The following is a 26491-nucleotide window of genomic DNA, read 5'->3' on the forward strand; positions in this document are numbered from 1 at the left end:
CATCAAGGATGAAGACGCCAAATGACCAGATCCCACCGTGCGCCAGCCTGGTGGCCGCGCACCATGAGCTGAATTTTCTGCATTCGGCCAGCGCGATCATCGACACCGAATCCACGGTATTCGAACTGTACTGCCAAATGACGGCCGCGACGCCCGCCTGGCTCAAAGGCGCGTTCAGGCTGCGCGACAGCATCTCCCAGCACTTTCACGTCGAGAGGATCGGCGGGTTCTCGGGCGTCACACCACAGTGCGTCCCGACGGTCGGCGAAAAGCTCGATTTCTTCACCATCGAGGCCATCAGCGCACAGAAGCTGGTACTGACCTCACGCGATACCCATCTGGCGGTCATGGTCTCGATCGATGCAACACTCGCGCAACCGCGTTGCCTGCATATCACCACCTCCGTCAAGACCTTCAACACGTTCGGCCGCCTGTACATGCTGCCGGTGGCGCCGGTGCATGGGCTCATCATCAAGCTTTTACTGTCCCACCTCCCCCTACATTCCCCAACTCGCTCACTTGGAGATCGCAACTCATGAACAGCGCAGACTCGATTGACCCTCATCTGTTGCACAAAGACACATCCAAGGATGTCCTGATCGCTCGACCAAGGCTGCTTCTGCCCAGTTTTCTCAGCACTCCGATCGGTGCCGAAATACTGGCTGGCAACGCGCAGGATCAGGCCCTGTTCAAGGCCCTGTACCGTGCGCAAGATGGCCAGTATGTGCTGCGCTATCTGCCCTTGACCATCAGCGCGCAGCAGGCGAGCACACTCTCCACCTTCGAGATCCGCCTGACTGACTTCTATACCGAGTGCGGCGACCACTTCATCCTCACGGCTGAATTCATCCCCCAGCAGGCCCAACGCTACCTGGCCCAGCATTTTCAGGGCGGTGATGCCGAAATACCGGCCGACGGGGTATTACGCATGATCGAATGCCTTGAAGCGCTCGCGCAGTGGGATAAGGCCAGGCAGGGGTCTTATCTGTTGATCAACGACACCAAGAATTACTACTTCTACAACAAGCAGCACGAACATGTACCAGGCCTGATGTTGATCGAAGTGGCCAGGCAAGCCATGTACCACTACGTCTACAACTACTTGGGACACCAACGCGGCGCAGTTTCCATTTCTATCGAAGACTTGCGCATTTCCTTCAATGCCTACACCGAATCGGCCTATGAAGTCGAAGTCGTGGTGCAGCAGGCCCAGGGCCTCAAGCGATCACAACCCAAGTCCATCGACAAGTGCGCGAACTTCTATCAGAACGGTCGGCTGGTGTCGCGTCTTTGGCTACAAGGCGCAGTGATCAAGTTACCGCTGTTCAAACGCATGCGCTCGTTGAACTACCCTCAGGATCATTGGTTTGCCCCTTCTGATCGCTTGCCCAAGAACATCCTCGTGCATCACGCCGATAGCGTGTTGCAAGCCAGGCTGAGCCTGCTCTCGGTACTGGGAGTGCTGGTGACTCATCAAGCCGGGGCCATCGATTGGAGCACGGTCAGTACCGTATCGCTCTACATCGAAGGGGGTGGTTTCCTCAGTCTGCCAGTTGCTTCGAGCTGCTCCACCAGCGAGTCCGACCAGCGAGTGCTGGTGTTCGGCAAGCTGTCCAAGAACCAGGCCAGCGAACTGCGTGAAACGATCAAGTGCCACTGCTTCTTTGCCGGGCAGATGCAATGGGCCGCTGCCGCTGCCCCTTCACCTGCCTCTCTCGCCCACGAGCAAATCGTGGCATGAGGATCGTGCACCCATGAGCTATGAGATATCACAACGCCCACTGGTGATCGGCCAGAGCGTTTCGCTGAAAAACCGCTTGTATTTCGCCCCGATGGGCATCGACCTGGCCACCTCGGACGGTTCGCTGTCCGAGGAAATGCTCACCTTCTATAAACATGTGATCGACGGTGGCTGCGCCATGGTGGTGCTGGGTAACTCCTCCATAGCGCCCTCCACGCGTCTGCATGCGCGTGGCCTGTGCCTGCACAGCGATGCCAACCTGGAAAAGCTCGTGCCGCTGGTGGAGTACGGTCGCCAGCGGGACTGCCCAGTGGTGGTGCAACTTCAGCATTACGGAGCCCAAGGCGGCACGCAGATCAGCGGCCAACCGCTGCTTTGCCCGAGCCGCAGTGCGTTATCCGCCAGCAGCGGCGCCGATCTATTGGTAGAGATGAGTGTCGAGGACATCGACGCTGTCTGCGATCAGTTTGCCCAAGCGGCTCTGCGTGCCAGGCAGGCCGGTGCCAGGATGGTCCAGCTTCAGGCATCCAACGGCTATCTGCTGAGCAGTTTTCTGTCGCCCTGGACCAACCATCGCCGTGACGCCTATGGCGCAAGCCCCATCAAGCGAGCGCGGTTCCTGCTGGAAGTCATCGACCGCATTCATAGGGTTACCGCTGGAGACCTGGAGGTTTCCGTGCGCCTGGGCATCGATGATTGTCTGGGCGCCAGAGGGCAGCAACCGGAACTGCTCGAGGACGTGGTGGCAGCCCTGGCGGACGCGGGGACGTCGGCAATCATGTGCTCGATCACCATCAAGGAAACCTTCCGCTACATGCTTACTGCCCATCCGACAATTCAGCGACAGTTCGTCGAAGGGGTACGCCTGATCAAGTCGTTCACCTCGCTCCCGGTCGGCTATGCCGGTTTCATTGGCTCCCTGCAGGAGGCAGAAGATCAACTGCGGCTTGGTCACTGCGACCTGATCGGCATGAGCCGGGCCCTTTTTGCCGATAACGACCTGATCAGCAAGTCGCTCGCCGGCCACGAGGATCAGGTCCAGCAATGCCGGTTTGACGGTAACTGCTTTCGGGACAAGAGCAATCCGCAACTCGATCGGGTGTATTGCTGTGTAAATGAGCATTACAAGCGTCCTGCTCACATCCATTACGGGAATCAATAACATGGAATTTAAAGACAAGAACATCGTCATTACCGGCGGTGCAAGCGGCATCGGCCTGGCGGTGGCAAAGCAACTGGCCGAAGCAGGCGCACGGCTGTTCCTGATGAGCAGGAACCAGCAAAAGGCTGACGCCGCTCTGGAGATACTGGGTGCTTCGGCGCAGTTCATCTTTTGCGATGTGGCGTCGCAAACGTCAGTAGCCGAGGCATTCGCGACGGTGGCTGGCGAGGTTGATCGGTTGCACTACGCAATCAACAACGCAGGCATTACCGCCCCCTACGCGCCGATCGCAACAATCCAACCGCAGGACTGGAACAGGGTCATCCACACCAACCTGAACGGCCCCCTTTACTGCCTGCAAAAAGAACTGGCATTGATCAGCCAGTACCCCAATGGAGCGATCGTCAACGTGTCCTCGTGCGCTGGCGTGATGCCCATGGCCAATCAGGCGGCCTATGTCGCCAGCAAGACAGCGCTCAATGCCTTGACGCAGGTCGCCGCCATGGAAAATGCCTGCGACAGCGAATCCCGCTTTGCCGTGCGCGTCAACGCCGTAGCGCCCGGGCCGACACTGGGAGGTATGAACTCTCCGGAACGGCTGGCTGCCCACCCGGAAAACACCCAGCGCAAGCTTGACGTGACGGCCATGAAGCGCTTTGCCCAGCCAGAGGAAATCGCCGATGCGATCGTGTTTTTGCTGAGCAAGAGATCCAGCTACATCACCGGCACGGTGCTCAGCGCCGATGGCGGCTATCACATCGGCAAATTCTAGGGGCAATCATGGCTAGCATATTGATCACCGGTGTAAGCACCGGTATCGGCAACGCTTTGGCGCGCTATCACCTGGCCAGAGGCGACGAAGTGCTCGCGGTGTCACGAAGCCCTGCGGCCAATATCCCGCCACAGGAGCGCTTCCACTTCCTGCGGTGCGATTTGACCGATATCGAGCGCGCGCCGGCAATCTTGCAGGCGTTGCTATCGCGCACCCCTACCCCGGTAGAGACCGTCTACCTGAATGCGGGAAGGTTCGGCAGCGCGCCCCAACTGGCCACGCAGACCTCGATGCAGGAGTTCAATAGCGTCTTGGCGCTCAACCTGGGCGCCGTGAAAATGGTCCTGGACATTATGCTGAGTGCGACGCAGCCCCCCAGTACCGTGGTCTTCTCATCATCGATTTCGGCACTGCGCCAACGTGCAGGGATGCTCTCATATTCGGTATCCAAGGCGGCGTTGAACGCCCTGGCAAAAATCTATCAATTGGAAAACCCACACACCTTCTTTGCCGTTCTGGGGCTCTGCAACGTCCAAACAACGGTGGCACGAACCATCATGGCGGCGGATGAGCGTTTCAGCGACCTTGTCGCGCTGCGACAACGAGCGGCAACTCCCGGCTACATCGTCGACGCCGAGTCCCGCGCTGGGCATATCGCCTACGTCTTGGCCGAGCGCCATCGTAATGGACTGAAATCGGGAGAGTTCCAAGAAATTCGTGACTTGTTGAACCAGCCACTCCAGGAGGAGACTCGCAATGACCCAATCCACACATGAGAAAATCGTACGCGTCGGCGCTGCATACGACGTCCTTGCAATGGCTCCATTCGCCTTGCCGGTGGTGTCCATCTGGGCCTATTCACTGATCCAATGGCTCGATCATCAACTGGGCTTCGACAGCCCCTTCTCGACGCTCGACCCCACGGCCATGTTCCTGCTCAACATCGGTGCGTGGGCCTATCTCGTGTGGGGCTTTGTGCGTTGGCGAGCCCCCACACGCGAACACGCCCGTCTCAGCGCCTTGCTACGCGTGATCGTAGTGGTATTGCAGGTAGTGGCCGTCAGCGGTGGCGCTTCGCCGTTCTTGCTGGTGCTGGGTGCCGTTCAACTGGTGCTGGCGGTACTGGAGTTTTCCCACGGATTATTCGAGCGCAACGTCGCCAAACCCACCCAACAAGGGGCCCGCTCTTCCTGATCCTGCCGGGCCCCCATTGTGGGCCCTGTTTCACTTAACCACCGGCGCATGCTCGGCCATCAATTCTATTACCCAGTCGATAAATACCCGCACCTTGGCGCTGACGTGGCGATTCGGCGGGAATGCCAGATACATCGGCATTGGCGCCATGTGCCAGTCCTCAAACAGCGGCAGCAGCTCGCCGCTGACCAGGTGCGGTTTGGCCATGTACTGCGGTAGCCAAAGCATGCCCAGGCCAGCCAGGCCGGCGGCGAGGTACGCATTACCGTCGTCGACCGTCAGTTGCGGGCGACCCTGGGCCTCAATGCGTTCCTCACCCCGCTGCATCGCGTAGGGCAAGGATTTGCCGGTACGAAACCAGAGGAAGCCAACGGTACTGTGCCTGCCCTCCTCCATCTCACGAGGGTGCGCCGGCATACCGAAGCGCTGCAGATAGCCGGGCGCGGCATACATGCCGATGTTCAGATCGCCCACATGCCTTGCCACCAGGGACTGATCGGTGATCTCGCCGCCGCGCAACACGCAGTCGACGTTTTCGCCAATGATATCAACGATGCGATCGCTCGCGCCCACGGTCAGCTGGATTTCCGGGTAGCGTGCAAAGAACCCCGGCAAGGCGGGTATCAGCAGCATTCGCGCCAGCGGGCTGGGCACATCCACCCGCAGCCGCCCGCGCGGTGTCATCGACGCGCTGGACAGGCTGGTCTCGGCGTCGTCCATATCGACCAGTAGCCGGATGACGCGCTCGTAGTAGGCCGCGCCGTCGGCGGTGACGTTGACCTTGCGTGTGGTGCGGTTGAGCAAACGCACACGCAGCCTCGCTTCCAGTTGCTGAACGAGCTGCGTCACGGTGGTCTTGCTCATGTGCAGGGTGGCTGCCGCCTTGGTGAAGCTGCCGGTTTCCACCACTCGGGCAAAGGCCTGCATTGCATCGAAACGGTCCATTTCACGCCTCACTCGGATCTGGATAGTTTGGATTCTACAAACAGTCATGACCAGCGTTGCGCGTTTATTCAGGTCGCTCGTCTTTTTACACTGGCTCCATCGTAAACAGCGGGCCGCGATGGCCCCCGAAGGAGGTATGCAATGACCCGCAAACGTGATGTCGTTTTCCCGCCTGACCGCCATGCACTGTACGAGCTCCACCGCTACTCACCGGCGATTCGCTCCAACGGTTTTCTGTTCGTATCCGGTCAGGTCGGCAGCCGCAAGGATGGCTCGGCCGAGCCAGACCTCGCGGCACAGGTTCGCCTGGCCTTCGCCAACCTCAACGCGATCCTGGCCGAGGCCGGCAGTAGTTTCGAGGATGTGGTGGACACGACCATCTTCATGGTCGACCCCGACTCAACATTCGAAACAATCTGGGAAGTAGCGGCCGAGTACTGGGGCGAAGCTCCCTACCCGACGGCGACCGCTATCGGCGTGACCTGGTTGTCCGGCTTCGACTTCGAGATCAAGGTGATTGCCAAACTATCCCCATAAACTCAGCTCAGGCCTTCTCCGACCGACAAAGGGAACCCTCTTGTTTTTTCTGAAGTGACCCTCCGCTCCCGGTCGGTTTATGCCTGATGTCATCGCCTGCTTCTGGCCAGGCTGTGTGAAAACACATGTTTATAACGATTCGGCCATGGGGGTATTTGTCTAGGTTTTGAGGCACCATATCGTCTCTAGGAAGCCAACAGCTCGACGCAGCTCGCAAACCAAATCAGGAAGAATGCTCCATCAGTAGATAGGGGTGTTCGTCACCGGGGATTGAGTTCCATACCTTCGACCTTTACCAGGGCATAGTGAAACAGCTGGTTGAACCAGGTTCGGCATTTTTCAGCCATGATGAAGGCTTTGCGTTGTTCGATGGTATTGAGAATGGCCAGCAGGTCATGGCGGGTGATGCTTTTGATAGGACGTTCAGCGAGGGTCGGCAAAATGTCTTTTTTGAAGACCCTGAGGATTTGCGAGAGGGTGGTTTGGCGACCTGAGGGGATCCAGCAACAATACGAATTCGAGTCTGTCGGTTAGACAGTACTTAAAACGATACTTAAACGTACCGGATTGCCCTGGATTCCAGTAGTTTTCCGCAGAAACGAAAAAAGACGCCTAAGCGTCTATTTCGTGGATCCCAGCGTCCAGTGGACATCTGTGGATCAAATTTTGGAGCGGGAAACGAGACTCGAACTCGCGACCCCGACCTTGGCAAGGTCGTGCTCTACCAACTGAGCTATTCCCGCGTCTTGGTGGTGTGCATTCTATAGAATCCAGAACCCCCGTCAACCCCTTGATTCAAAAAAGTTTTATTTCTTTTCAACGGTGGTACGCAGATGCGGCCAGGCGGCGCGCAAATACTGAAGCATGGACCACAGGGTCAGGCCGGCGGCGATGAGCAGCAAGGCGTAACCGATAAGAACCCAAATCGAGAAGTCCGATGGGTTGGCCAGCAAAATCACCAGCGCAAGCATTTGCGCGGCGGTTTTCCATTTGCCCATGTTGGAGACGGCCACGTGGGCGCGGGCGCCGATTTCGGCCATCCACTCGCGCAGGGCCGAGACAACGATCTCGCGGCCGATGATCACGGCGGCCGGCAGGGTCAGCCACAGGTTGCCATGTTCCTGCACCAGCAGGACCAGGGCGACGGCGACCATGAGTTTGTCGGCCACAGGGTCAAGGAACGCGCCGAATGGCGTGCTCTGCTCCAGGCGGCGCGCCAGGTAGCCGTCGAGCCAGTCGGTTGCGGCAGCGAAGGCAAACACCGAACTGGAGGCGGCGTAGCTCCATTCGTAGGGCAAATAGAACAACAAAATGAAAATCGGGATAAGCAGGACGCGTAGAACGGTGATCAGATTAGGGATATTCATCGGCACAACTGGCTACGAGGTGAGAAGGCATTCTATTCGCTGTGCAGACTTGCATAAATCAATTCTGCGAGCTTTTTACTGATACCGGGGGCTTTGGCTATTTCGTCAATGCTGGCACGGGATAGCTCCTGCAAGCCACCAAAATGTTTAAGCAAGTCGCGACGGCGCGTCGGGCCAACACCCGCCACCCCTTCCAGGGTTGAGGTTCGCCGGGTTTTGCCACGGCGGGCGCGGTGGCCGGTAATGGCAAAACGGTGGGCTTCGTCACGAATCTGTTGGATCAGGTGCAATGCGGGTGAGTCGCCCTTCAAAGTGAACTCATGGGCGGCATCATTCAAGTACAACGTCTCGAAACCGGCCTTGCGCGTGGCGCCCTTGGCCACGCCGAGCAGGATCAGGTCGGGCACGGCCAGTTCGTTGAGCACGTCACGGGCCATGGACAACTGGCCCTTGCCGCCGTCTACCAGCAGGATATCGGGGAGCTTGCCCTCGCCGTCCTTGAGTTTGCTGAAGCGCCGCGTGAGCGCCTGGTGCATGGCGGCGTAGTCATCGCCGGCGGTGACGCCTTCGATATTGTAGCGCCGGTAATCGGACTTGATCGGCCCTTCCGGCCCGAATACCACGCAGGAGGCCACGGTGGCTTCGCCGCTGGAGTGGCTGATGTCGTAGCACTCCAGGCGCTGGGGCGGCTCGTCGAGGTTGAGGACCTCGGCCAGGGCATCGAAACGTGCGGCAACGTGCTGACGATTGGCCAGACGCGCGCCCAGGGCCTGTTCGGCGTTGGTCACCGCCAGTTGCTGCCAGCGCGCGCGGGTACCGCGTACACGGTGGCTGATGTCCAGCTCGCGCCCGCGCAGCTCGTGGATCGCCTCGATCAGCGTGGGGAAGTCCTCATGCACCACGTTGACGATCAGTTCGGACGGCAAGTCGCGCTCGGGGCTACTGACGTAGTACTGGCCAAGGAAGGCGGCCATGACTTCGGCCACTTCCTCGTCGATACCGGTCTGCGGGAAGAAGTTCTTGCTGCCCAACACTCGCCCGCCACGCACGCTGATCAGGTGCACACAGGCGCCGCCCGGGTTGACGAATGCAGCGATCACATCGACGTCGCCGTTGCCACCCTCCATGCTTTGCTGGTCCTGGACGCGGCGCAACAGCGAAATCTGGTCGCGCAACTCAGCGGCCCGTTCGAAATCCAGGGTGCTGGCGGCCTGCTCCATGGCGCCGGAGAGTTCATCGGTGAGGGCATTGCTGCGTCCTTCGAGGAACATCACCGAATGGCGCACGTCTTCGGCGTACTCAGCAGGTTCAACCAAGCCGACACAGGGTGCCTTGCAACGTTTGATCTGGTATTGCAGGCACGGCCGCGTGCGGTTTTTGTAGAAGCTGTCTTCGCACTGGCGCACAAAAAAGGTCTTTTGCAGCAGGCTCAGGCTTTCGCGGATCGCACCGGCGCTCGGGTACGGGCCGAAATACTTGCCTTTGGCCTTCTTTGCGCCTCGGTGAATGCTCAGGCGCGGGAAGTTGCCGTCGGACAAATACACATAGGGGTAGGATTTGTCGTCACGCAGCAGGATGTTGTAGGGCGGCCGCCACTCCTTGATCAGCGTCTGCTCCAGCAGCAGCGCCTCGGTTTCATTGGCGGTGATGGTGGTTTCAACCTGGGCGATACGCGCCACCAGCGCGGCGGTTTTCGGCGCCAGCCCGGTCTTGCGAAAGTAGCTCGCCAGGCGGTTCTTCAGGTTCTTGGCTTTGCCCACGTAAAGCAGGCGTGCCTCGCTGTCGAACATGCGGTACACGCCAGGGCGGCCACTGCAGGTTGAGAGAAAGGCACTTGGATCAAACGGTGTGGTCATGTCAGGCGCTGGCGTCCACCATGCCGTGGCGTACCGCGAGCAGGGTCAACTCAACATCACTGCTGATGGCGAGCTTCTCGAAAATACGATAGCGGTAGGTGTTGACGGTTTTGGGCGACAGGCACAGCTTGTCGGAGATCGTCTGTACTTTCTGGCAGCCGACGATCATCAAGGCGATCTGGATTTCCCGCTCCGACAGCGCATCAAACGGCGAGTCGCTGGTAGGCTGGAACGATTTGATCGCCAACTGCTGGGCAATCTGCGGGCTGATATAGCGCTGGCCGGCAAATACCAGGCGTATGGCTTGCACCATCTCGGCCAGGCCTGCGCCCTTGGTCAGGTAACCGGCTGCCCCAGCTTGCAGAAGCCTCGTAGGAAACGGATCTTCCTCGCACACAGTGACCACCACGACCTTGATGTCCGGATGGCTGCGCAACAATTTGGTGGTGGCACCAAGACCGCCAATCCCAGGCATCTTGACGTCCATCAAAACCACATCGGGTTTCAACTCCCGAGCCTTGATCAGGGATTCCTCCCCCGATTCAGCCTGGCCGACTACTTGCAGGCCATCGATGTCAGCCAGCATTCGTGTAATGCCCGTACGAACGAGATCATGGTCATCGACTACTAGCACCCTAATCAAGCAGACACCTCGCGATATGGTCTTATAGGTTGCTGAACACCTTAGCAAAAAACCAAGGCGCAGACCTAGCTGCTAGCGTCATATATATAGAGTTTCAACGCGATGCGGCGGCCCGTCGGATGACAAGCAGCGCTATTTCCTGGGTAAAAGGTCAGGAATCCTGGGGTTGCGGTTTGCTTTTCCCATTCGACGCAGCCGAATGTTCGGCCAGGGTAGACGTCAGGCGGCGGATTGCATCCTGGTCTTCCTTGAACATGGCGCGGTAATCACCGAGGACCTTTTCTTCTATCTGGCTGAGGTTTTCCAATTGAATCGGGGTGGCGTTGCCGGTTAACACATACAGGATGTCCACACCTTTTTCGGCTACCCGTGACAGGTAGTCGGCTTTAGGCGCCCGGCCCCCATTTTCATATTTACCCTGGGCATTGGCCTCAACCCCTCCAATTTCACCAAATGCTTTTTGCGACAAGCCAAGTCGCTCTCTTTCTTGCCGCAAACGCGAACCGATTCCACTCATTTGGATGTATGATCCTATCTGGCACACCCCAAGAGGTGACACATTCATCTCGCATTACACAAACTTGAACGGTTTTGAACTATGCCCGGAATCCGTACCGCTGCACAAGCCAAGGCCTGGCTGGAATATCAAGGAAAGTCAGTTCAAGCGTTCGCACGTGAACATGGCGTTGATCCGGCCACCACGTATCAAGTGCTTGCTGGGCGTAAAAAGGGACGGCGTGGGGAAGCCCATAAAGTAGCGGTGCTGCTGGGCATGAAAGAAGGGATTATCGTGGATGAACGCGTCGCTCAACACCTTAATCCAAGCAGTGTGTCCTGAGCGCAGTATGCGCTTATTCCTACAGCGTGCCTGATTTAGTCCACGACAGCCGCCCGACACTCGCGCTCCATGCGCCAAAAGCAGTCCTTCTCCCCGACAATACTCAACCCTTGGCGCTGATACAGGCGTCTCGCCGGGTTGGTCTTGAACACGGTCAAGCGTAAAAGGCCCAAGCCCTGCGCACACGTCTTAAGCACCATCTGCTGTAACACCCAACTGCCAGCGCCCTGTTTGCGGCAGCGCTCGAGCAGGTGTAATTCGCGAATATAGAGTGCCTGGCTGTCACGATTCACGCTGATAAACCCCATCACGGTTTCATTCTGGCAAATCAGCCAGTTTTCACGCGAAGCCCAGGCGACGTCAAAGCCATGGTCAGACCACAACAAATCGTACTGCAGGTAATAGCGGTTCATGGCTTCATGGGTCAGCGTTCGTGCGAATGGCAGGTCGCGGTCCGTCGCCGCGCGCAGGTGAAAAGCCATTTCAGAAGGCTACCACTTGGCCAGTCCATTGCTCACCGTTGCGGCGAGCAATCACCAAGGCCTCGCCAATGCCCGGTACGTCGGCAAGCAGGGTTCCATCAGCGCTCCAGATAGCGCTGCGCCCCGCACAGGTATAACCGCCGGACGGGCCACCATGGTTGGCCATCAGTACCAGCATGCGATGCTCTGCGGCATACCCCTGAAGCAGCGCGCTGTCGGTCGCGTACCCGCCTTCGCTGATCAGCACACCGGCGGCGTACACCGTAGCGCCAGCCTCTGCTGCCAGACGCGGATGGCTGGCGTGGGAAAAGTCCGCACAGACCGCCAGCGCAATCCGGTCATCCGCCCATTCGAGTGCTGCACCGCCCTGCCCTGCGACAAACGCCACCTCTTCGCCCGGGTGCAAATGCTGCTTGGTGTAGACCGCCAGCGAGCCATCTGCGCCCAATACCAGGGCGCCAATAAACACACCGGTCCCGGGTGCCAAGCGAATCGGCATGCCCACCACTGCGGTCATTCGCAACTCTTGCGCCATCTCACGTAGCGGCGCCAGCAGCACGTCCTCGGGCGTAATTGCCAGTTGGGCGGCCACAGCGGGTTCATAGCCGGTCAACGACAATTCCGGAAACACCAACAATTGCACGCCCTGCTCCGCCGCCGCCTGCATGAACCTCAGGTGCCCCTGGATGTTGCCCGGCACGTCGCCGGCGATGGAAGTGGTTTGAGCTGCGGCGAGGGTCAAGGCAGTCATGGTCGCGTCCTGGCAATCATTATTAACGTGTTACCAGCATATCGGCACTTACCCCATAGCCGTAAGTAGGTCATGCGATAGAAATTACTGATTGAATCAACCCGCGTGCCTCTAGTAAGCTCCCCCCATCATTTGGAGACACACCATGTTGCAACTCACCCATACTCAGGTTTGCCCTGCTGCCAGCGCCCAGCGCTCGGTGTCGGCTACCCGTGTGAGCGGTTTGAGCGCACTGGTCAGCTTTTATTTTGGGTATTGGTTTAGCCACTGGCGCGCCTGATACCTGAAATCGGCGCCCACTACTCAAGGGGTCGCCTACCAGAGAAATCTAACCCCCGGTCGGCTCCCCGACCGGGGGTTTTGTTTTTTCAAGGCCCCAATAATTTTGCTTCACACCGAACACTAAAAGGACTCACGACATGAACTACGCCACTTATTACCGTTACGACACTTCGACTGCATGGCGATTTAGCAAGCTCCGTTCGGGACAGCCTGCCGCCTCCGATCGGTCACCTATTGGTGGCAAGCCAACACACGTAGCCAATACGGCCAATTGTCGAACACCCCAGTAGGGCAGAGCGTGCGGGAACAGCCCGCCGCTTGCCCAGGAAGCCTTGAATATGAACTCTGCCACTGCCGCCTTGCCTGTTGCCAACCTGTCCAGCGCCAATGAAGCCCTGACCCAGCGCCTGCCCAGTTCCCTTGAACTCAAGCACCAGTTGCCCCTCAGCCCGTTCCTCAACGAACAGATCCACGCCCATCGCCAAGCCGTGCGCGCCATCCTCAATGGCGAAGACTCGCGTTTGCTGGTGATTGTCGGCCCGTGTTCGATCCACGACCCCGAGTCGGCCATGGAATACGCGCGCAACCTCAAGAAGCTCGCGCTGGAAGTCAGCGACCAGATGTTGCTGGTGATCCGTGCCTACGTCGAAAAACCGCGCACCACCATCGGCTGGAAAGGCCTGGCCTACGACCCGCACCTGGATGGCAGCGACGACATGGCCGCAGGCTTGACCCTGTCGCGCGAACTGATGCGCGAGATGCTGCGCCTGGGTTTGCCGGTCGCCACCGAGCTGCTGCAACCCATGGCCGCCGGCTACTTCGATGACCTGCTCAGTTGGGTCGCCATCGGCGCACGCACCACCGAATCGCAGATCCACCGCGAAATGGCCAGCGGCCTGGGCATGCCGGTCGGCTTCAAGAATGGCACCGACGGCGGCGTCGCGATTGCCTGTGATGCGATGCGCTCAGCGTCTCACCCGCATCGTCACTTCGGGGTGGACAGCCAAGGCCATCCGGCGATCATCCAGACACCGGGCAACCCCGACACGCACCTGGTATTGCGCGGCGGTCATCGTGGGCCGAACTACGATGCGAAAAGCGTGGCGCAGGTGAAACACGACCTGGCCAAGTCCAAGGTCGCGGCGCGCATCATGGTCGATTGCAGCCACGCCAACAGCGGCAAAGACCCGCTGCGTCAACCGGCGGTGTTCAACGACGTGCTCCAGCAGCGCCTGCAGGGTGACACGTCGCTGATCGGCATGATGCTCGAAAGCCACCTGTTCGAAGGCTGCCAACCGTTGAGCGCGTCGATGAAGTACGGGGTGTCGGTGACCGATGGTTGCCTGGGTTGGAGCGGCACCGAGCAATTGCTGCGCAGTGCGGCTGAGCGCCTCCGCCAGCAACACACAGCCAACTGATCCATGCAGATCAAAATGTGGGAGCTGGCTTGCCTGCGATGCAGACACCCCGGTGTGTCAGGTACACCGAGTTGATGCTATCGCAGGCAAGCCAGCTCCCACATTTGAATATCGTTGCGTTCAGGACAGTGGATACAGCGCCTCATCAAACTGCGCCAGCTTCGGAAATACCAAGGGCTGCTCATCCGCAAGCCCTTGCAGCCGCTGTTCATACCCCAGCAGAAAATCCTGCCGCGCCTCGGCACTGATATACGGCACATGCCAGGCCACAAATGGCGCCAGCACGTCATACCCGACATACGCCAAGGTGCCGCGCAGAATCGGCCGCAGCATCTCCTCCAACGGCCCGTGAATCGTGCCCTCACCAAACATATGCTCACGCCCGCCCAAGGTCACGGCGACCAGCGCGCGCTTGCCTGCCAGCCCGCCCTGATCGTAAAAACGCTTGCCGCCGTAACACACGCCGGACACCAGCACCCGGTCGATCCAGCCCTTGAGCATGGCCGGTGCCGAGAACCAGAAGATCGGGAAGTTGAGGATCAGCAGGTCGGCCCACAGCAGCTTGTCCAGTTCGCCCTGGATGTCCGCCGCGATCGACTGATTTTTTACGCCCAGGCGCTGCTCCAGGGCATACACCAGATAATCCGGATTCTCCCGCGTGGCAAAGTCAGCGGCAGACGCCACAGGGTTCCATTGCATAGCATACAAGTCACTCACCTGCACTTCATGGCCCTGGCCTTGTAACGTAGCCAGCGCCTGGTCGCGCAACGCCGCGGTAAACGACTGAGGCTCAGGGTGAGCGTGAACAATCAACACCTTCATGTGCATTCCTCAAACAGTGGGCGCCGCCCGTTGGGCCAGCAAATGGTCGAGCCAGTCCGGGTCCATTTCCGGCTCCGATGAAAACAACAGGCCGGTGTAAGCCTGGTACGGCGGAGTAAAAATCGCATTGCGGCTGCCTTGGTCCACTACCCTGCCCCGCTGCATCACCAGCACCTCGTCGGCAATCGCCCGCACGGTGGCCACGTCGTGGGTGATAAACAGGTAGGCCACGCCCAGTTGTTGCTGCAGGCGGTTGAGCAGTTTCAGCACGCCCTCGGCCACCAGTTGATCAAGGGCCGAGGTGACTTCATCGCAGATGACCAGTTGCGGGTCGGCCGCCAGCGCGCGGGCGATACAGATACGTTGCTTTTGCCCGCCCGATAATTCACGGGGCTGGCGCTCCATGAACACCGCCGGGTCCAGTTCAATCATCTCCAGCAACTCGGCGACCCGCGCGCGCATCGCCTTGCCTTTGAGGCCCAGGTAAAACGTGAGTGGCCGGCCGATGATGTCGACGATGCGCTGACGCGGGTTCAGCGCCGTGTCGGGGATCTGGTAGATCATCTGGATGCGCCGCAATTGCTCCTTGCTGCGCCGCCGAAAATCCACCGGCAGCGCCTCGCCGTCATACAGCACCTGCCCCGCCGTGGCCGGCAGCAGCCCGGTAATCAAGCGCGCGGTGGAGCTTTTGCCACTGCCGGACTCGCCGATCACCGCCAGGGTCTGGCCGCGATACAGCTGCATCGACACCCCATGCAGTACCGGCTGCTGCCCATAGCTGGCGCAGGCCTGACGCACTTCCAGCAACGGCACCTGCGCCACCGGGCATGCCTTGGGCTCGGTGCGAAAGCTGCGCACTGCCCACAACGATTTGGTGTAGTCCTGCTGCGGCTGGCTGAGCATGCTGCGAGTGTCGGCCTCCTCCACCAACTTGCCGTGGCGCAGCACCATGATGCGGTCGGCCATCTGCGCGACCACGGCGAGATCGTGGCTGATATACAACGCGGCGCTGCCGAAGGTTTTCACCGCGTCACGGATCGCCGCCAGCACTTCGATCTGGGTGGTGACGTCGAGGGCGGTGGTGGGTTCGTCGAAGATAATCAGGTCCGGATGGCAGGCCATGGCCATGGCCGTCATCACCCGCTGCAACTGCCCGCCCGAGACTTGATGCGGGTAGCGTTGGCCAATGGTCTCGGGGTTGGGCAAACGCAGTACGCGGTACAGCTCCACCGCCTCGCGCTCGGCCTGGGCGCGGCTGATGCCGCCGTTGATCACCGCCGTTTCCACATGCTGGTCGATCAGGCGGTGCGCCGGGTTGAAGGACGCCGCCGCGCTCTGCGCGACATACGCGATGCGCAAGCCGCGCAGCTTGCGCAAGGCTTCGGGCTTGGCCTGCAGCAACTCAATGCCATCAAAACACACCGAGCCGCCGATGATGCGGCAACCGTCGCGCGCATAGCCCATCGCTGCCAGCCCGAGGGTGGATTTACCCGCCCCGGACTCACCGATCAGCCCCAACACTTCACCGCGCTGCAAGGTCAGATCAATGCCCTTGATCAACGGGTGCCAGGCATCCTCGTAATGCCCTTCCACCTGCAGGTTGCGGATTTCCAGCAATGGCCTGTCCATCCTCAACCCTCCTTCAGGCCGCTGGATTTGTGCAGCATCCAGTCGACGACAAAATTCACACTGACGGTGATCAACGCCACCGCCAACGCGGGCAACAATGGGCTGATATCGCCGAAGGTAATCAACACCGCGTTGTCGCGCACCATGCTGCCCCAGTCGGCGGTGGGCGGTTGGATGCCCAGGCCGAGGAACGACAGCGCGCTGATAAACAGGAACACAAAGCAAAAACGCAGGCCGAACTCGGCGATCAGCGGCGCCGCGGCGTTGGGCAGCACTTCGCGGGTGACCAGCCACCACAAGCCTTCACCGCGCAGGCGCGCGGCTTCGACAAAATCCTGCACCACCACCGTCATCGCCACCGCGCGGGCCAAGCGAAACACCCGCGTCGAATCCAGCAGCGCAATCACCAGCACCAGCGAGGTGGCATTGGTGCCGACCACGCTGAGAATCAACAAGGCAAAAATCAGCTGCGGGATCGCCATGAGGATATCCACCACCCGCGACAACCCCTGGTCGACCCAGCCGCCCTTGATCGCCGCGACCAAACCGCTCAAACCACCGAGCAGAAACGCCAGCGTCGTCGTCAGGAAGGCAATGCCCAAGGTATTGCGCGCGCCGTACATCAGGCGGCTGAACATGTCGCGCCCCAGGTTATCGGTGCCCAGCAAAAACTGGCCGCTCCACGGCGCGAAGCCTTCACCCACCACCTGGGTTTCGCCATAGGGCGCCAGCAGCGGCGCCAACAGCGCCAGCGCGACGTATAACAGAATAATCAGCAGGCCGAACTTGGCGCTCAACGGCGCCCGGGCCACTTGGCTCAACAGGCTCATGGCTTACCCCTTGGGATGCATCAGGCGTGGGTTGCTGGCGATGGACAGCACATCCGCCCCGGTATTGAGCAGGATGTAGGTGGCGGCAAAAATCAGGCTGCACGCCTGCACCACCGGGATGTCACGCTTGGACACCGAGTCCACCAGCAACTGGCCGAGCCCTGGATAGACAAACACCACCTCGACCACCACCACACCCACCACCAGGTACGCCAGGTTCAGCGCCACCACGTTGACGATCGGCGCCAGTGCATTGGGCAACGCGTGCTTCCAGATAATCCGCGATTGGCTGATGCCCTTGAGCCGGGCCATCTCGATATACGGGCTGGCCAACAGGTTGATCAAGGAGGCGCGGGTCATGCGCATCATTTGCGCGATCACCACCAGACTCAGGGTGGCAACCGGCAGCACCGAGCGCTCCAGGAGCATGCCGAACGTGGCATCCGGCGCCAGGTTGGACAGGCTGGGAAACCAGCCCAGCTTCACCGAGAACACCAGGATCAGCAGGTACGCGACAAAGAACTCCGGGAACGACACTGCGCTCAACGCCGTGGTGTTGAGCAGGCGATCGAACCAGCTGTTGCGGTACAGCGCCGCAAGCATGCCCAGTACCAGCGCGGTAGGCACCGACACCAATGCCGCCAGGGCGGCCAGGTTCAAGGTGTTACCCAGCCGCGCACCGATCAACTCGGCGATGGGCCGCTGGTTGGCCAGCGACGCACCCAGATCACCCTGTAACAGCCGCAACAGCCAGTGCGCAAAGCGCGTCAGCGGCGGCAGATCCAGGCCCAACTGCGCGCGGAAAGCGGCGATGGTTTCCGGCGTGGCCGACTGGCCGAGCATGGCCTGAGCGATATCGCCGGGCAGCAGGCCGACGGCGAGGAAGATGATCACCGAGACGGCGAACAACGACAGTAGGCCGAGGGCCAATCTCTGGAAGACCAGTTTCAACAGACTATTCATGTGTGTGTTGACTCCTAAGCCACCACAAATCCAGTGTGGGAGCTGGCTTGCCTGCGATAGCGGTACATCAGCGATAGATTTTTAGCCTGACACACCGCCATTGCAGGCAAGCCAGCTCCCACATTGAATCTTCATTGTTTGGAGGGTTTCTATGCCTGCCACCACCGCTCAATCAACCGCAACCCATCCAGTTCGCCGTAGGGCGCCGTCAGCGGCCCATGACTCACGCGGTTCGAGCGCGCCGCCACGGAGCTGGCGAACAGCGGCACAATCGCGCCGCCGTCATCGCGGCACAGGGCCTGCATTTCGTTGTACATCTCTTGGCGCAGCGGCGCGTTCATCTCGCCACGGGCGGCGGTGAGCAGTTGGTTGAAGCGTGGGTTGTCCCAGTGGGTTTCGTTCCAGGCTGCACCTTTGGCATAGCCGATACTGAACATGCGGTCGGCGGTCAGGCTGCTGTACCAGAACGAGGTGGTGAACGGCTGCTTCATCCACACATTGGAGAAGAACCCGTCAGCCGGTTCGCGTACCACGTCAATGTCGATACCGGCCTGGCGCGCCTGCTCCTTGAACAGCACCGAGGCGTCCACCGCGCCGGTGTAGGCGGCGTCGGAGGCTTGCAGGCGCACCTTGAGTGACTCCACACCGGCTTTGCGCAGGTAAAAGCGTGACTTGTCCGGGTCGTAAGTGCGCTGCTCCAACGCCGCGTTGATAAAGCGGCTGCCGGGCTGGATCGGGTGGTCGTTGCCAACCAGGCCATAGCCATGCAGTACTGAGGCCAGCAAGGTTTCGCGGTTGATCGCGTGCTTCATCGCCAGGCGGATGTCGTTGTTCTTGAACTCGTTGCTGTCGCACAGCATCGGGAAGGTGTAGTGCTGGGCGCCCTTGGTTTCCTCGATCACAAGATTTGGATTGCGCTTGAGCAAGGCCACGGTTTTGAGGTCGACCTTGTTGATCACATCCACTTGCCCGGTGACCAGTGCATTGACCCGCGCCGCGCCGTCGGCGATGGCCAGCAGTTCTGCGCTGGCGAAGTGCGCGCGGCCGGGCTTCCAGTAATCGGGGTTGCGTTCCAGGTCCATGCGCACGCCGGGTTCAAAGCTTTTCAGGCGGTAACCGCTGGTGCCCACACCGGCCTGCCAATCGGCGCCGCCGTCCTTGGCGGGCATGATCACCAAATGGTAATCGGCGACTACATAAGCAAAGTCGGCATTGCCGGAATGCAGCTCGAATACCACCGTATCATTGCCCTTGGCGCTGACACTGGCGACGTCGCCCAGTACGGTTTTGGCCGCCGACGTGGAGTCTTTGCTCAGGTGGTGATTGATCGACGCCACCACATCGTCGGCGCTGAGGCTTTTGCCATTGTGGAAGGTCACGCCCTGACGCAAGTGAAAGGTCCACACCCGCGCATCCGGGGTGAACTCAAAACGCTCGGCCAATTCGGGGATCGCGCTGCCGTCGACGGCGATTTCAGTCAGCGTGTTGTACACCGCCGAGAAGCCGACGAACGTGAAGGTGTCGACCCAGGAGCCGGGGTCGCGCGAATCGGTGGTGCTGCCGCCTGCCAGGCCCAGGCGCAGCACGCCACCGGCTTTGGGTGTCGCCTCTTCGGCAAACGCGTGCAACGGCAGGCCCATGGAAAACGCTGCCGCCACCGCACCCGCCACGGCGCTGTGTTTGAGAAAGTCCCTTCGGTGCATCGCTTGAGTCATTTTGTTGTTGTTTTCGCTCATGGTCTTGCTCCTCTAAAGGTCAACAGGCACAGGCATGTTTGAGCTCGATCAAGGTCACGCCATTGCGTTTGAAACCGTTGCGCAAGTCCGTCTGCAACTCATCCAGGTTTTTGGGTTGGTTCACGGTGCAGCCGAACGCCTGGGCGAACAGCGCAAAGTCCGGGTTGCGTGGCAGCACGCCGATGGGCTCGATGTCCAGGCTGAGCATGTCGTCGCGGATCTGGCCGAGGGCGTCGTTGTTCCATAGCAGCACCACCAACGGGCTGTGCAGTTCCTCGACCGCGGTCGCCAGTTCCTGGGCGGTGTAGAGGAAGCCACCATCGCCCACCAACACCAGGCCCGGACGCAGCGGCGCGCCGAACTTGGCGCCAATGCCGGCAGGCAAGCCATAGCCCAAGGTGCCGTAGCCGGTAGGGTGCAGCCAACTGCGCGGGGCGCGGCTGCGGTAGGCGTAGTTGCCGGTGTAGGCCAACTGGGTCATGTCGCTGCTGATAAATGCGTTGGCGGGCAGCTCGGCCTCGATACGCTCAAGAATGCCTTGGTGAATGGTCTGCAAAGGGCCGTGCCCCCGCTCGACCGCCTCAAGCAATGTCGCGACCTGTTGGCTTGCCGCATCGGCGTTACGCGGCGCAGGCGGCAGACGTTCGAGCAAGGCCAGCAAGGTCTGTTGGGCATCGCCTTTGAGCGCCACGGCGCAAGGGTAGAAATCGTTGAACTTGCGCGGGTCGATATCGATGCGCAGCAGTTCGCCGGTGATGGGCAAGCGCTCGCGCCAGTAATCGGTGTCGGCCATTTCCGTGCCGACGGCCAGCACCACATCCGCCTGGCTGATCAGTTGCCAGCCGGGTTCCACGCACAGGGTGGCACCGGCATTCAGCGGGTCATTGACCGGCAGTAAACCCTTGCCGGCCACACTGCTGAAAAACGGCGCCGCCAACAACGTGCTCAAGCGCTGCAACGCATCACCCGCCGCCAGCGCGCCGCCACCGGCAATGATCATGGGTTGCTTGGCCGCCGCGAGCTTGGCTACGGCCAGCTCCAGCGCCTCGGCCGATGGCAGGCCGCGTCCCGGGCGCCGCACGACTTCATGGCTCCAGTCGCGTTTGATCGGCGCTGCCAGCACATCCAGCGGCACCGAAATATGCACCGGCCGTGGCCGCTCGCTGTCGAACACCGCATAGGCGCGGGCGATCAATTCGGGCAAATCCTCGGCACTCAAGGCCAGCGCCGAAAACGCGGTGATCGGCGCGGTGATGGCGCGCTGGTCCTGGGTTTCGTGCAGGCTGCCCCAGCCTTTGCCGAGGCTGGCGGTGTGGTTGACGCTGGAGATCACCAACATCGGAATCGAGTCGGCGTAGGCCTGGCCGATGGCGGTGGCGGCGTTGGTCACGCCAGGCCCGGTGATCACAAAGCACACGCCCGGTTTGCCGCTGACCCGCGCATAGCCGTCGGCCATAAAACCGGCGCCCTGCTCGTGGCGTGTCAGCACGTGGCGAATGCCGCTGCCGGGCAAGCCTCGATACAGTTCCAGGGTGTGCACGCCGGGAATGCCGAACACGGTGTCGACGCCATAATTAGCCAGCAACCGCACCAGGGCCTGGCCGCCGGTCAGGGTCTTATCTTGCATGTTCATCTCCTAGGCGAATCAACGCATCCACCGCCAGCGTGCCGTGGGCATTGACCAACAATGGGTTCACATCCAGTTCCAGCAACCGCCCGGCGTTGGCGCAGGCGTAGTCGGCCACCGCGCGAATGGCCGCCACCAACGCATCCATATCCGCCACTTCACGCCCGCGAAAACCTTGCAGCAAGGCCGCGCTGCGCAGGCTGAGCACGGCGTTGCGAATCGCCTCGTCGGTAGTCGGCAGCAGCAGGCTGCGGCTGTCTTTGAGCAACTCCACGAGGATCCCGCCACCGCCAATCACCAGGGCCAGGCCAAAGTCATTTTCACGTTTGATGCCCACGATCAACTCGGCCAAGGGCTTTGTAGCCATGCTTTCCAACAGCAATTGATCAAAGACAATGCCCGGCGCATAAGCGCCGATTTGCTCGCGCATCTGCTCCAGCGCGGCGGTCAGTGCGACACCGTCTTTCAGGTTGAGCGCCACTGCACCGGCTTCGGTTTTGTGCGGCAGGTCGGTGCTGACGGCCTTGAGCACCAACGGATAGCCCAAGAGTTTGGCGTCTGCGATGGCGCGCCCTGGCGTGCTCAGCACCGCCGCTGGCGTGCTCAAGCCAAAGGCGCGCAAGGCTTGTTTGGACGCCCATTCATCCAGCGCCAGGCCTTGGCCCGCAAGAGGCTGAGGGCACAGCGGTGCAAGGATCGACTCGCCGCGTTCCAACAACACACGGCGATGGTTTTGATAGTCGGCAATCCGCCCCCAGGCAGCGAGTGCATCTTCCACCCCCTGCAGCGCGGCAATGCCGTGGGCATGCAGGCGTTCGCGGGCATGGGCCGGCAGTAATTCGGGAAAGGCCGAGGTGACGAATCCGGTTTTGCCATGACGACTGAGCGCGGCGCAAAACAGCGCCAACAACAGGTCGCATTCCTTGCGCTCGCCAGTGAATTCGGCCGGGTAATCCAGCACCAGCATCGCCGCATCGGCATCGGTGCGCAGGGCCGTTTCGAGCATGCGTTCGAGCGCCTCGCGGTCGCCCCAGATGGCGGTGGTGAAGTCCAATGGGTTGACCAGGTTGGCATAGCTGGGCAGCACCTGCGCCAGTTCGGCGCGCTGGCCTGCGTCGAGCTTCGGCAAGGCCAGTTGGTTGCGCTCGGCGTAGTCGGCAATCAGCCCCGCGTCGCCACCGGAACAGGCCAGTGCGATCAGGCAATTGCCGCCAGGTAGATTGCCGCAGGCCGCCGCTTTCAAGGTTTCGACAAAACTCACCGGCCCACTCACGCGGATCACGCCAAGGCGCGCAAACAGGCTGTCGTACAGCGCATCGGAACCAGACAGCGAACTGGTGTGACTCAAGGCCAACTCGGCGCCGATCTGCGACACGCCGGTTTTCAGCGCGATAATCGGGATGCCTTTTTCCAGCGCCTTGTGCGCCGCGCGGGCAAACCCCGGCACATTCTTCAAGCCTTCCAGGTGCAGGCCGATGGCGGTCACGCGCGGCTCATCGAGCAGCACGTCCATCAACTCGGCAACCCCCAACTGCGCCTGGTTGCCCACCGACGCCATATAAGCAATGGGCAGCGAGCGGTCGCTCATCGACAGGTTGTAGGCGAAGTTGCCGCTCTGGGTGAGCACCGCCACGCCCTTCTCTACCGCCTTGCCGCCGTGGGCCACCGGCCACAGCGCGGCGCTGTGCAAATAGTCCAACAAGCCGTAGCAGTTGGGGCCGAGCAAGGCCATGTCGCCCGCCGCTGAAATAAGCTGGTGTTGCAAGGCCGCACCAATGGCACCGGTCTCGGCAAACCCGGAGGCATAGCAAATGGCGCCGCCAGTGCCGAGGGCGGCGAGTTCGGCTACACAAGCCAAGGTCAGCTCCCGGTTAGTCGCGATAAACACCGCATCCGGGCCGTAAGGCAAATCGGCAACCCGACGTACACACGGGATGCCGTCGAGGCAGTCATGCTGCGGGTTGACCAGCCACATCGGCCCGGTAAAACCGCCGTCGGCGCAGCGCTTGAGGGCGCGGGCCATGCTGCGCCCGCCGACAAAAGCCAGGTGCCGGGGCGCCAGCAGGCGCTTGAGGTTGTCGCGAATAGCCTGGGACATAAGCGTTCTCCGCGCCGATCAGCGCAACAACGGCCGCAACAGTTCACGGGCAATAATGTGCCGCTGGATTTCCGAAGTGCCTTCCCAGATCCGTTCGATCCGCGCGTTACGCCAGATGCGCTCCACCGGCCCTTCATCCATCAAGCCCATGCCGCCAAAGATCTGCACGGCTTCATCGGCTACCCTGCCCAGGGTTTCACTGGCAAACAGCTTGGCCATGCCGGCCTCACCGTCAGTCATGCTGCCCTGGTCCATCTTCCAGGCGGTTTGCAGGGTCAGAAGCTCGGCGGCGCGAATCTGCGTGGCCATGTCGGCCAGCTTGAAACTCACGCCCTGGTAGGTGCCGATAGGCTGGCCGAACTGCTTGCGGTCCGCCGCCCATTGCAGCGACAACTCCAGCGCACGCTGGGCCTGGCCGACGCAGTTGGCTGCGACCATCACCCGGCCAGCGGTGAGCCAGGCGTTGGCGACCTCCCACCCCTTGCCGACTTCGCCCAGCACTTTGGAGGCTGGCACGCGGCAGTCGTCGAAGAACATTTCATAGGTGTGATAACCGCGGTTGCTCACACACTTGGGGCCACGGCGGATGGTCATGCCGGGCGTGCCGCGATCGACCAGGAATGCAGTCACCGCATTGCGCTGGCGGCCGTTGTGTTCGTAGGTGTCGGTGACGGCAAACACGATGGCAAAATCGGCATGGCCGGCGTGGCTGATGAAGTGCTTGCTGCCGTTGATCACGAAGTCATCGCCGCTGCGCACGGCGCGGGTCTTGATCGCATTGGCGTCGGAGCCGGCGCCGGGTTCGGTCAGCGCGAAACAGTCAATTTTCTTGCCTTGCACGCACGGCAACAGGTAGTCCTCGACCTGCGCGCCGGTGCAGGCCATGAGAATCTTGGACGGGCGCGCGACAAACACATGCAGCGCCCACGAGACTTTGGACAGCTCGCGTTCGATCAACGCCTGGGACAGGTAATCCAGGCCACCACCGCCCACCTCTTCGGGCATGTTGAAGGCATAAAAACCGGCAGCGACAGCCTTGTCGCGAATCTGCGCGGCCAGCTCGGGCGAAACCGCGTCGGCACGGTCCACCGCGTCCTCATGGGGCAGCAATTCCCTGGCAACAAAGCTGCGTACCGCGTCCACCAACATGTCTTGTTCTTGGCTGAGTTGGAAATTCATGGCGCTACCTGTGTGTGCTTCCTGTGTGGGCTTAGTGACCGGAGAAAACCGGCAGGCGTTTTTCCATCGAGGCACGCAGCGCTTCAGCGCCGTCGTCGCTGCGCCCGCACAGCAGCCCGGCGGCCAGTTCGGCCTCAAGCTGTTCAGGCAGGCTGCGCCCGGCGCCTTCGCGGATCAGGGTTTTGGTCTGGGCGAAAGCGAAGGTCGGCCCGTTGGCCAGGCGCGTGGCCAGCTCGCTTGCGTGGGCATGCAGCTGCTCATCGGCGACCACTTCGCCCACCAGCCCGGCGGCCAGTGCACGCTCGGCGCTCCACAGCTCATCGAGGAACAGCAGGCGCTTGGCCTGCTCGCTGCCGATCAAGCGCGGCAAGTGCCAACTGGCGCCAGCGTCCGGCGAATACGCCATGCTGGTGTAGCCGGCCTTGAACCGCGCCGACTGGGCGGCGATGCGCAGGTCGCAGCACAGGGTCAGGTCCATGCCCGCGCCGACGGCGGTGCCGTTGATCGCAGCAATCGTAGGTTTGTCGAGGGTATGCAGACGGGTCATCAGGGCGTGAGCGGTTTCGGTCCAGCCGTAGGTTTCCAGGGCGCCACGGGACTCGGCGTCGGCCCACTCAGCCAGGTCGGCACCGGCGCAGAAACTACGGCCGCTGCCGGTGAGCACCACCACCCGCACGCTGGGGTCGGTGTTGAACGCGTCGAGCACCGCATGCAGGTAGTTGAGGGTCGGGATGTCGAGTGCATTGCGCTGCGGGCCACGGTTGAGCGTGATCCAGGCAACGCCAGCTTGCACCTGAGTGAGCACGGGCGAATCGGTAGTCATGGCTTCCTCGAATTATTTTAATTGGCGTGAGGGGTGCGACATGGCGAGATACTAAACGAGTGTTCAGCAAGGAGGCAATCGGCAAACTGCAAATATTTTCAGGGCGAAAAAAAACGCCCGAATAGAGCGTTCAGGCGCTGCAGGGAAGGTTCAGGCTTTGAGCTGGTAGCGCGCGCGACCGCCGCCTTGCAGGCCGTCCACCCAGGCTTCGCAGATCTGGATGCCCTGCTGCGGCGTGAACGTGCCGGGGTTGAGCCCCGACTCCAGCCACAAGCCATCGAGCAACGCGCTCAAGCCGATGGCGGCCAAATCAGCGTCGAATTGCTCCCAGCCTTCCTCTTTGGCCATGTCCGCCAACGCCGAACGCATGATGGTGCGGTACTCGCCATAGGAATGCTCGTGGGCCTGGTTGATCGCCGGCGCGGTCTTGACCGCGCCCCAGAACACCAGCCAGGCGTCCAGCAGCTGTGGGTCGAGCAGTTCAGCTGAAAAGGAGCCACGGAACAGCGCCGATAAACGCTCACGCGGCTGCGGCGGCGCCTTGGCCATGGTCTCGCGCAACAGGCTCATGACTTGGGCGGTGATGGTGCGATAGGCCTCGGCCACCAACTCATCCTTGCCCGAATAGTGATGGCTGATCAGCCCTACCGACACCCCGGCCTCAGCGCTGATCTTGCGGATCGAAGCGCCCTGGAAGCCATCGCGCTTGAGGCACGTCAGCGTCGCCTGAACCAGGTTGGCCTTGCGCAATTGCGGCTCCATGCGGGAGAAACGCGATTCCTGAGTCATGGGGCGG

Annotated in this window: 26 protein-coding genes, 1 tRNA gene and 1 pseudogene; 9 read left to right on the plus strand and 19 right to left on the minus strand. The window is 61.0% G+C overall.

Going from position 1 to position 26491, the window contains the following annotated elements; all coding sequences use genetic code 11:
• Window positions 1-8 precede the first annotated feature (8 nt).
• Genes AB4P96_RS20805 through AB4P96_RS20830 form a run of 6 tightly spaced genes read left to right on the plus strand, consistent with a single transcriptional unit; the run spans window position 9 to window position 4869 of the window.
• Window positions 9-539: a DUF2867 domain-containing protein gene (locus AB4P96_RS20805; RefSeq protein WP_099547692.1), complete on the plus strand. Its 531-nt coding sequence runs from the start codon at window positions 9-11 to the stop codon at window positions 537-539.
• Complete coding sequence (locus tag AB4P96_RS20810; protein WP_395600023.1) at window positions 536-1741, plus strand: AfsA-related hotdog domain-containing protein; 1206 nt, start codon at window positions 536-538, stop codon at window positions 1739-1741. Before AB4P96_RS20805 ends, AB4P96_RS20810 begins: the two co-directional genes overlap by 4 nt.
• 13 nt (window positions 1742-1754) lie before the next feature.
• Complete coding sequence (locus tag AB4P96_RS20815) at window positions 1755-2903, plus strand: hypothetical protein (protein ID WP_017139029.1); 1149 nt, start codon at window positions 1755-1757, stop codon at window positions 2901-2903.
• A 1-nt stretch (window position 2904) separates the two neighbouring features.
• The gene (locus tag AB4P96_RS20820; protein ID WP_017139028.1) at window positions 2905-3675 is read left to right on the plus strand and encodes an SDR family NAD(P)-dependent oxidoreductase; all 771 of its coding nucleotides are present in this window, start codon (window positions 2905-2907) and stop codon (window positions 3673-3675) included.
• Between the two features lie 8 nt (window positions 3676-3683).
• On the plus strand, window positions 3684-4451 hold the full coding sequence (locus AB4P96_RS20825; protein WP_099547690.1) for an SDR family oxidoreductase: 768 nt from the start codon (window positions 3684-3686) through the stop codon (window positions 4449-4451).
• The gene (locus AB4P96_RS20830; protein WP_017139026.1) at window positions 4432-4869 is read left to right on the plus strand and encodes a hypothetical protein; all 438 of its coding nucleotides are present in this window, start codon (window positions 4432-4434) and stop codon (window positions 4867-4869) included. Before AB4P96_RS20825 ends, AB4P96_RS20830 begins: the two co-directional genes overlap by 20 nt.
• Window positions 4870-4899: 30 nt before the next feature.
• Here AB4P96_RS20830 and AB4P96_RS20835 read toward each other — a convergent pair whose 3' ends face one another.
• Entirely contained in the window at window positions 4900-5814 is a 915-nt protein-coding gene (locus AB4P96_RS20835) for a LysR family transcriptional regulator (RefSeq protein WP_186617380.1), read from the minus strand.
• Between the two features lie 141 nt (window positions 5815-5955).
• On the opposite strand from AB4P96_RS20835, the gene AB4P96_RS20840 reads away from it, so the two are divergent.
• Entirely contained in the window at window positions 5956-6351 is a 396-nt protein-coding gene (locus tag AB4P96_RS20840) for a RidA family protein (protein WP_017139024.1), read from the plus strand.
• Window positions 6352-6617: 266 nt separating this feature from the next.
• On the opposite strand, the pseudogene AB4P96_RS20845 reads toward AB4P96_RS20840, so the two are convergent.
• From AB4P96_RS20845 to AB4P96_RS20870, 6 genes and pseudogenes are all read right to left on the minus strand, one after another.
• Window positions 6618-6851, minus strand: a pseudogene (locus AB4P96_RS20845) (phage integrase central domain-containing protein); the annotation flags it as partial.
• A gap of 167 nt (window positions 6852-7018) precedes the next feature.
• Window positions 7019-7094: transfer RNA gene (locus AB4P96_RS20850), tRNA-Gly, on the minus strand.
• A 63-nt stretch (window positions 7095-7157) separates the two neighbouring features.
• Complete coding sequence (gene pgsA / locus AB4P96_RS20855; RefSeq protein WP_099547687.1) at window positions 7158-7718, minus strand: CDP-diacylglycerol--glycerol-3-phosphate 3-phosphatidyltransferase; 561 nt, start codon at window positions 7716-7718, stop codon at window positions 7158-7160.
• A 32-nt stretch (window positions 7719-7750) separates the two neighbouring features.
• Window positions 7751-9574 (minus strand): excinuclease ABC subunit UvrC, encoded by a 1824-nt coding sequence (uvrC, locus tag AB4P96_RS20860; RefSeq protein ID WP_099547686.1) that lies wholly within the window; start codon window positions 9572-9574, stop codon window positions 7751-7753.
• 1 nt (window position 9575) lies between these two features.
• Window positions 9576-10217: a UvrY/SirA/GacA family response regulator transcription factor gene (uvrY, locus tag AB4P96_RS20865; RefSeq protein ID WP_003190387.1), complete on the minus strand. Its 642-nt coding sequence runs from the start codon at window positions 10215-10217 to the stop codon at window positions 9576-9578.
• 151 nt (window positions 10218-10368) lie between these two features.
• Entirely contained in the window at window positions 10369-10734 is a 366-nt protein-coding gene (locus AB4P96_RS20870; protein WP_099547685.1) for a helix-turn-helix domain-containing protein, read from the minus strand.
• Window positions 10735-10815: 81 nt separating this feature from the next.
• Here AB4P96_RS20870 and AB4P96_RS20875 point away from each other — a divergent pair, with 81 nt between their 5' ends.
• Window positions 10816-11055: a DNA-binding protein gene (locus AB4P96_RS20875; protein ID WP_017139021.1), complete on the plus strand. Its 240-nt coding sequence runs from the start codon at window positions 10816-10818 to the stop codon at window positions 11053-11055.
• 35 nt (window positions 11056-11090) lie between these two features.
• Here the strand turns inward: AB4P96_RS20875 and AB4P96_RS20880 are convergent, their stop codons facing one another.
• Together AB4P96_RS20880 and AB4P96_RS20885 are read right to left on the minus strand one after the other, a co-directional pair.
• Window positions 11091-11537, minus strand: a complete 447-nt coding sequence (locus AB4P96_RS20880) for a GNAT family N-acetyltransferase (protein ID WP_395600024.1) — start codon at window positions 11535-11537, stop codon at window positions 11091-11093.
• Window position 11538: 1 nt separating this feature from the next.
• Window positions 11539-12288 carry a carbon-nitrogen hydrolase family protein gene (locus AB4P96_RS20885; RefSeq protein ID WP_395600025.1) on the minus strand — a complete coding sequence of 250 codons (750 nt, stop codon included), beginning with the start codon at window positions 12286-12288 and terminating at the stop codon, window positions 11539-11541.
• A 620-nt stretch (window positions 12289-12908) separates the two neighbouring features.
• Here AB4P96_RS20885 and AB4P96_RS20890 point away from each other — a divergent pair.
• Window positions 12909-13988, plus strand: coding sequence for a 3-deoxy-7-phosphoheptulonate synthase (locus AB4P96_RS20890; protein WP_236447016.1), 1080 nt, complete (start codon window positions 12909-12911; stop codon window positions 13986-13988).
• Window positions 13989-14108: 120 nt separating this feature from the next.
• Here the strand turns inward: AB4P96_RS20890 and AB4P96_RS20895 are convergent, their stop codons facing one another.
• From AB4P96_RS20895 to AB4P96_RS20940, 10 genes are all read right to left on the minus strand, one after another.
• Window positions 14109-14810 carry an NAD(P)H-dependent oxidoreductase gene (locus AB4P96_RS20895; protein ID WP_017139016.1) on the minus strand — a complete coding sequence of 234 codons (702 nt, stop codon included), beginning with the start codon at window positions 14808-14810 and terminating at the stop codon, window positions 14109-14111.
• Window positions 14811-14819: 9 nt separating this feature from the next.
• On the minus strand, window positions 14820-16439 hold the full coding sequence (locus AB4P96_RS20900; protein WP_395600026.1) for an ABC transporter ATP-binding protein: 1620 nt from the start codon (window positions 16437-16439) through the stop codon (window positions 14820-14822).
• Between the two features lie 2 nt (window positions 16440-16441).
• Window positions 16442-17269 (minus strand): ABC transporter permease, encoded by an 828-nt coding sequence (locus AB4P96_RS20905; RefSeq protein WP_099547681.1) that lies wholly within the window; start codon window positions 17267-17269, stop codon window positions 16442-16444.
• Between the two features lie 3 nt (window positions 17270-17272).
• Window positions 17273-18232 (minus strand): ABC transporter permease, encoded by a 960-nt coding sequence (locus AB4P96_RS20910; RefSeq protein WP_236447014.1) that lies wholly within the window; start codon window positions 18230-18232, stop codon window positions 17273-17275.
• A 149-nt stretch (window positions 18233-18381) separates the two neighbouring features.
• Window positions 18382-19968, minus strand: a complete 1587-nt coding sequence (locus AB4P96_RS20915) for an ABC transporter substrate-binding protein (RefSeq protein WP_395600027.1) — start codon at window positions 19966-19968, stop codon at window positions 18382-18384.
• Window positions 19969-19987: 19 nt separating this feature from the next.
• On the minus strand, window positions 19988-21595 hold the full coding sequence (locus AB4P96_RS20920; RefSeq protein ID WP_395600028.1) for a 5-guanidino-2-oxopentanoate decarboxylase: 1608 nt from the start codon (window positions 21593-21595) through the stop codon (window positions 19988-19990).
• A complete protein-coding gene (locus tag AB4P96_RS20925) occupies window positions 21585-23693 on the minus strand; it encodes an acetate--CoA ligase family protein (protein ID WP_395600029.1) in 2109 nt (702 codons plus the stop codon). The genes AB4P96_RS20920 and AB4P96_RS20925 overlap by 11 nt, the downstream gene beginning before the upstream one ends.
• 18 nt (window positions 23694-23711) lie before the next feature.
• Window positions 23712-24872, minus strand: coding sequence for an acyl-CoA dehydrogenase family protein (locus AB4P96_RS20930; protein WP_395600030.1), 1161 nt, complete (start codon window positions 24870-24872; stop codon window positions 23712-23714).
• 31 nt (window positions 24873-24903) lie between these two features.
• Window positions 24904-25695, minus strand: a complete 792-nt coding sequence (locus AB4P96_RS20935) for an enoyl-CoA hydratase/isomerase family protein (RefSeq protein ID WP_169987095.1) — start codon at window positions 25693-25695, stop codon at window positions 24904-24906.
• Between the two features lie 150 nt (window positions 25696-25845).
• Window positions 25846-26484: a TetR family transcriptional regulator C-terminal domain-containing protein gene (locus tag AB4P96_RS20940; protein ID WP_069787296.1), complete on the minus strand. Its 639-nt coding sequence runs from the start codon at window positions 26482-26484 to the stop codon at window positions 25846-25848.
• Between the last annotated feature and the right edge of the window lie 7 nt (window positions 26485-26491).

The sequence above is a fragment of the Pseudomonas sp. B19125 genome (genome assembly GCF_044218855.1).
GTDB classification, from domain to species: Bacteria; Pseudomonadota; Gammaproteobacteria; order Pseudomonadales; family Pseudomonadaceae; genus Aquipseudomonas; species Aquipseudomonas edaphica.

Coding starts and splice junctions, on each gene's coding strand:
- AB4P96_RS20870 (WP_099547685.1), bottom strand. CDS start 10,734: ATGAGTGGAATCGGTTCGCGTTTGCGGCAAGAAAGAGAGCGACTTGGC.
- AB4P96_RS20900 (WP_395600026.1), bottom strand. CDS start 16,439: ATGGACAGGCCATTGCTGGAAATCCGCAACCTGCAGGTGGAAGGGCAT.
- AB4P96_RS20890 (WP_236447016.1), top strand. CDS start 12,909: ATGAACTCTGCCACTGCCGCCTTGCCTGTTGCCAACCTGTCCAGCGCC.
- AB4P96_RS20830 (WP_017139026.1), top strand. CDS start 4,432: ATGACCCAATCCACACATGAGAAAATCGTACGCGTCGGCGCTGCATAC.
- AB4P96_RS20895 (WP_017139016.1), bottom strand. CDS start 14,810: ATGAAGGTGTTGATTGTTCACGCTCACCCTGAGCCTCAGTCGTTTACC.
- AB4P96_RS20905 (WP_099547681.1), bottom strand. CDS start 17,269: ATGAGCCTGTTGAGCCAAGTGGCCCGGGCGCCGTTGAGCGCCAAGTTC.
- AB4P96_RS20820 (WP_017139028.1), top strand. CDS start 2,905: ATGGAATTTAAAGACAAGAACATCGTCATTACCGGCGGTGCAAGCGGC.
- AB4P96_RS20825 (WP_099547690.1), top strand. CDS start 3,684: ATGGCTAGCATATTGATCACCGGTGTAAGCACCGGTATCGGCAACGCT.
- AB4P96_RS20935 (WP_169987095.1), bottom strand. CDS start 25,695: ATGACTACCGATTCGCCCGTGCTCACTCAGGTGCAAGCTGGCGTTGCC.
- AB4P96_RS20910 (WP_236447014.1), bottom strand. CDS start 18,232: ATGAATAGTCTGTTGAAACTGGTCTTCCAGAGATTGGCCCTCGGCCTA.
- uvrC (WP_099547686.1), bottom strand. CDS start 9,574: ATGACCACACCGTTTGATCCAAGTGCCTTTCTCTCAACCTGCAGTGGC.
- AB4P96_RS20840 (WP_017139024.1), top strand. CDS start 5,956: ATGACCCGCAAACGTGATGTCGTTTTCCCGCCTGACCGCCATGCACTG.
- AB4P96_RS20875 (WP_017139021.1), top strand. CDS start 10,816: ATGCCCGGAATCCGTACCGCTGCACAAGCCAAGGCCTGGCTGGAATAT.
- AB4P96_RS20835 (WP_186617380.1), bottom strand. CDS start 5,814: ATGGACCGTTTCGATGCAATGCAGGCCTTTGCCCGAGTGGTGGAAACC.
- AB4P96_RS20925 (WP_395600029.1), bottom strand. CDS start 23,693: ATGTCCCAGGCTATTCGCGACAACCTCAAGCGCCTGCTGGCGCCCCGG.
- AB4P96_RS20880 (WP_395600024.1), bottom strand. CDS start 11,537: ATGGCTTTTCACCTGCGCGCGGCGACGGACCGCGACCTGCCATTCGCA.
- pgsA (WP_099547687.1), bottom strand. CDS start 7,718: ATGAATATCCCTAATCTGATCACCGTTCTACGCGTCCTGCTTATCCCG.
- AB4P96_RS20940 (WP_069787296.1), bottom strand. CDS start 26,484: ATGACTCAGGAATCGCGTTTCTCCCGCATGGAGCCGCAATTGCGCAAG.
- AB4P96_RS20885 (WP_395600025.1), bottom strand. CDS start 12,288: ATGACTGCCTTGACCCTCGCCGCAGCTCAAACCACTTCCATCGCCGGC.
- AB4P96_RS20915 (WP_395600027.1), bottom strand. CDS start 19,968: ATGAGCGAAAACAACAACAAAATGACTCAAGCGATGCACCGAAGGGAC.
- AB4P96_RS20810 (WP_395600023.1), top strand. CDS start 536: ATGAACAGCGCAGACTCGATTGACCCTCATCTGTTGCACAAAGACACA.
- AB4P96_RS20815 (WP_017139029.1), top strand. CDS start 1,755: ATGAGCTATGAGATATCACAACGCCCACTGGTGATCGGCCAGAGCGTT.
- AB4P96_RS20920 (WP_395600028.1), bottom strand. CDS start 21,595: ATGCAAGATAAGACCCTGACCGGCGGCCAGGCCCTGGTGCGGTTGCTG.
- AB4P96_RS20805 (WP_099547692.1), top strand. CDS start 9: ATGAAGACGCCAAATGACCAGATCCCACCGTGCGCCAGCCTGGTGGCC.
- AB4P96_RS20930 (WP_395600030.1), bottom strand. CDS start 24,872: ATGAATTTCCAACTCAGCCAAGAACAAGACATGTTGGTGGACGCGGTA.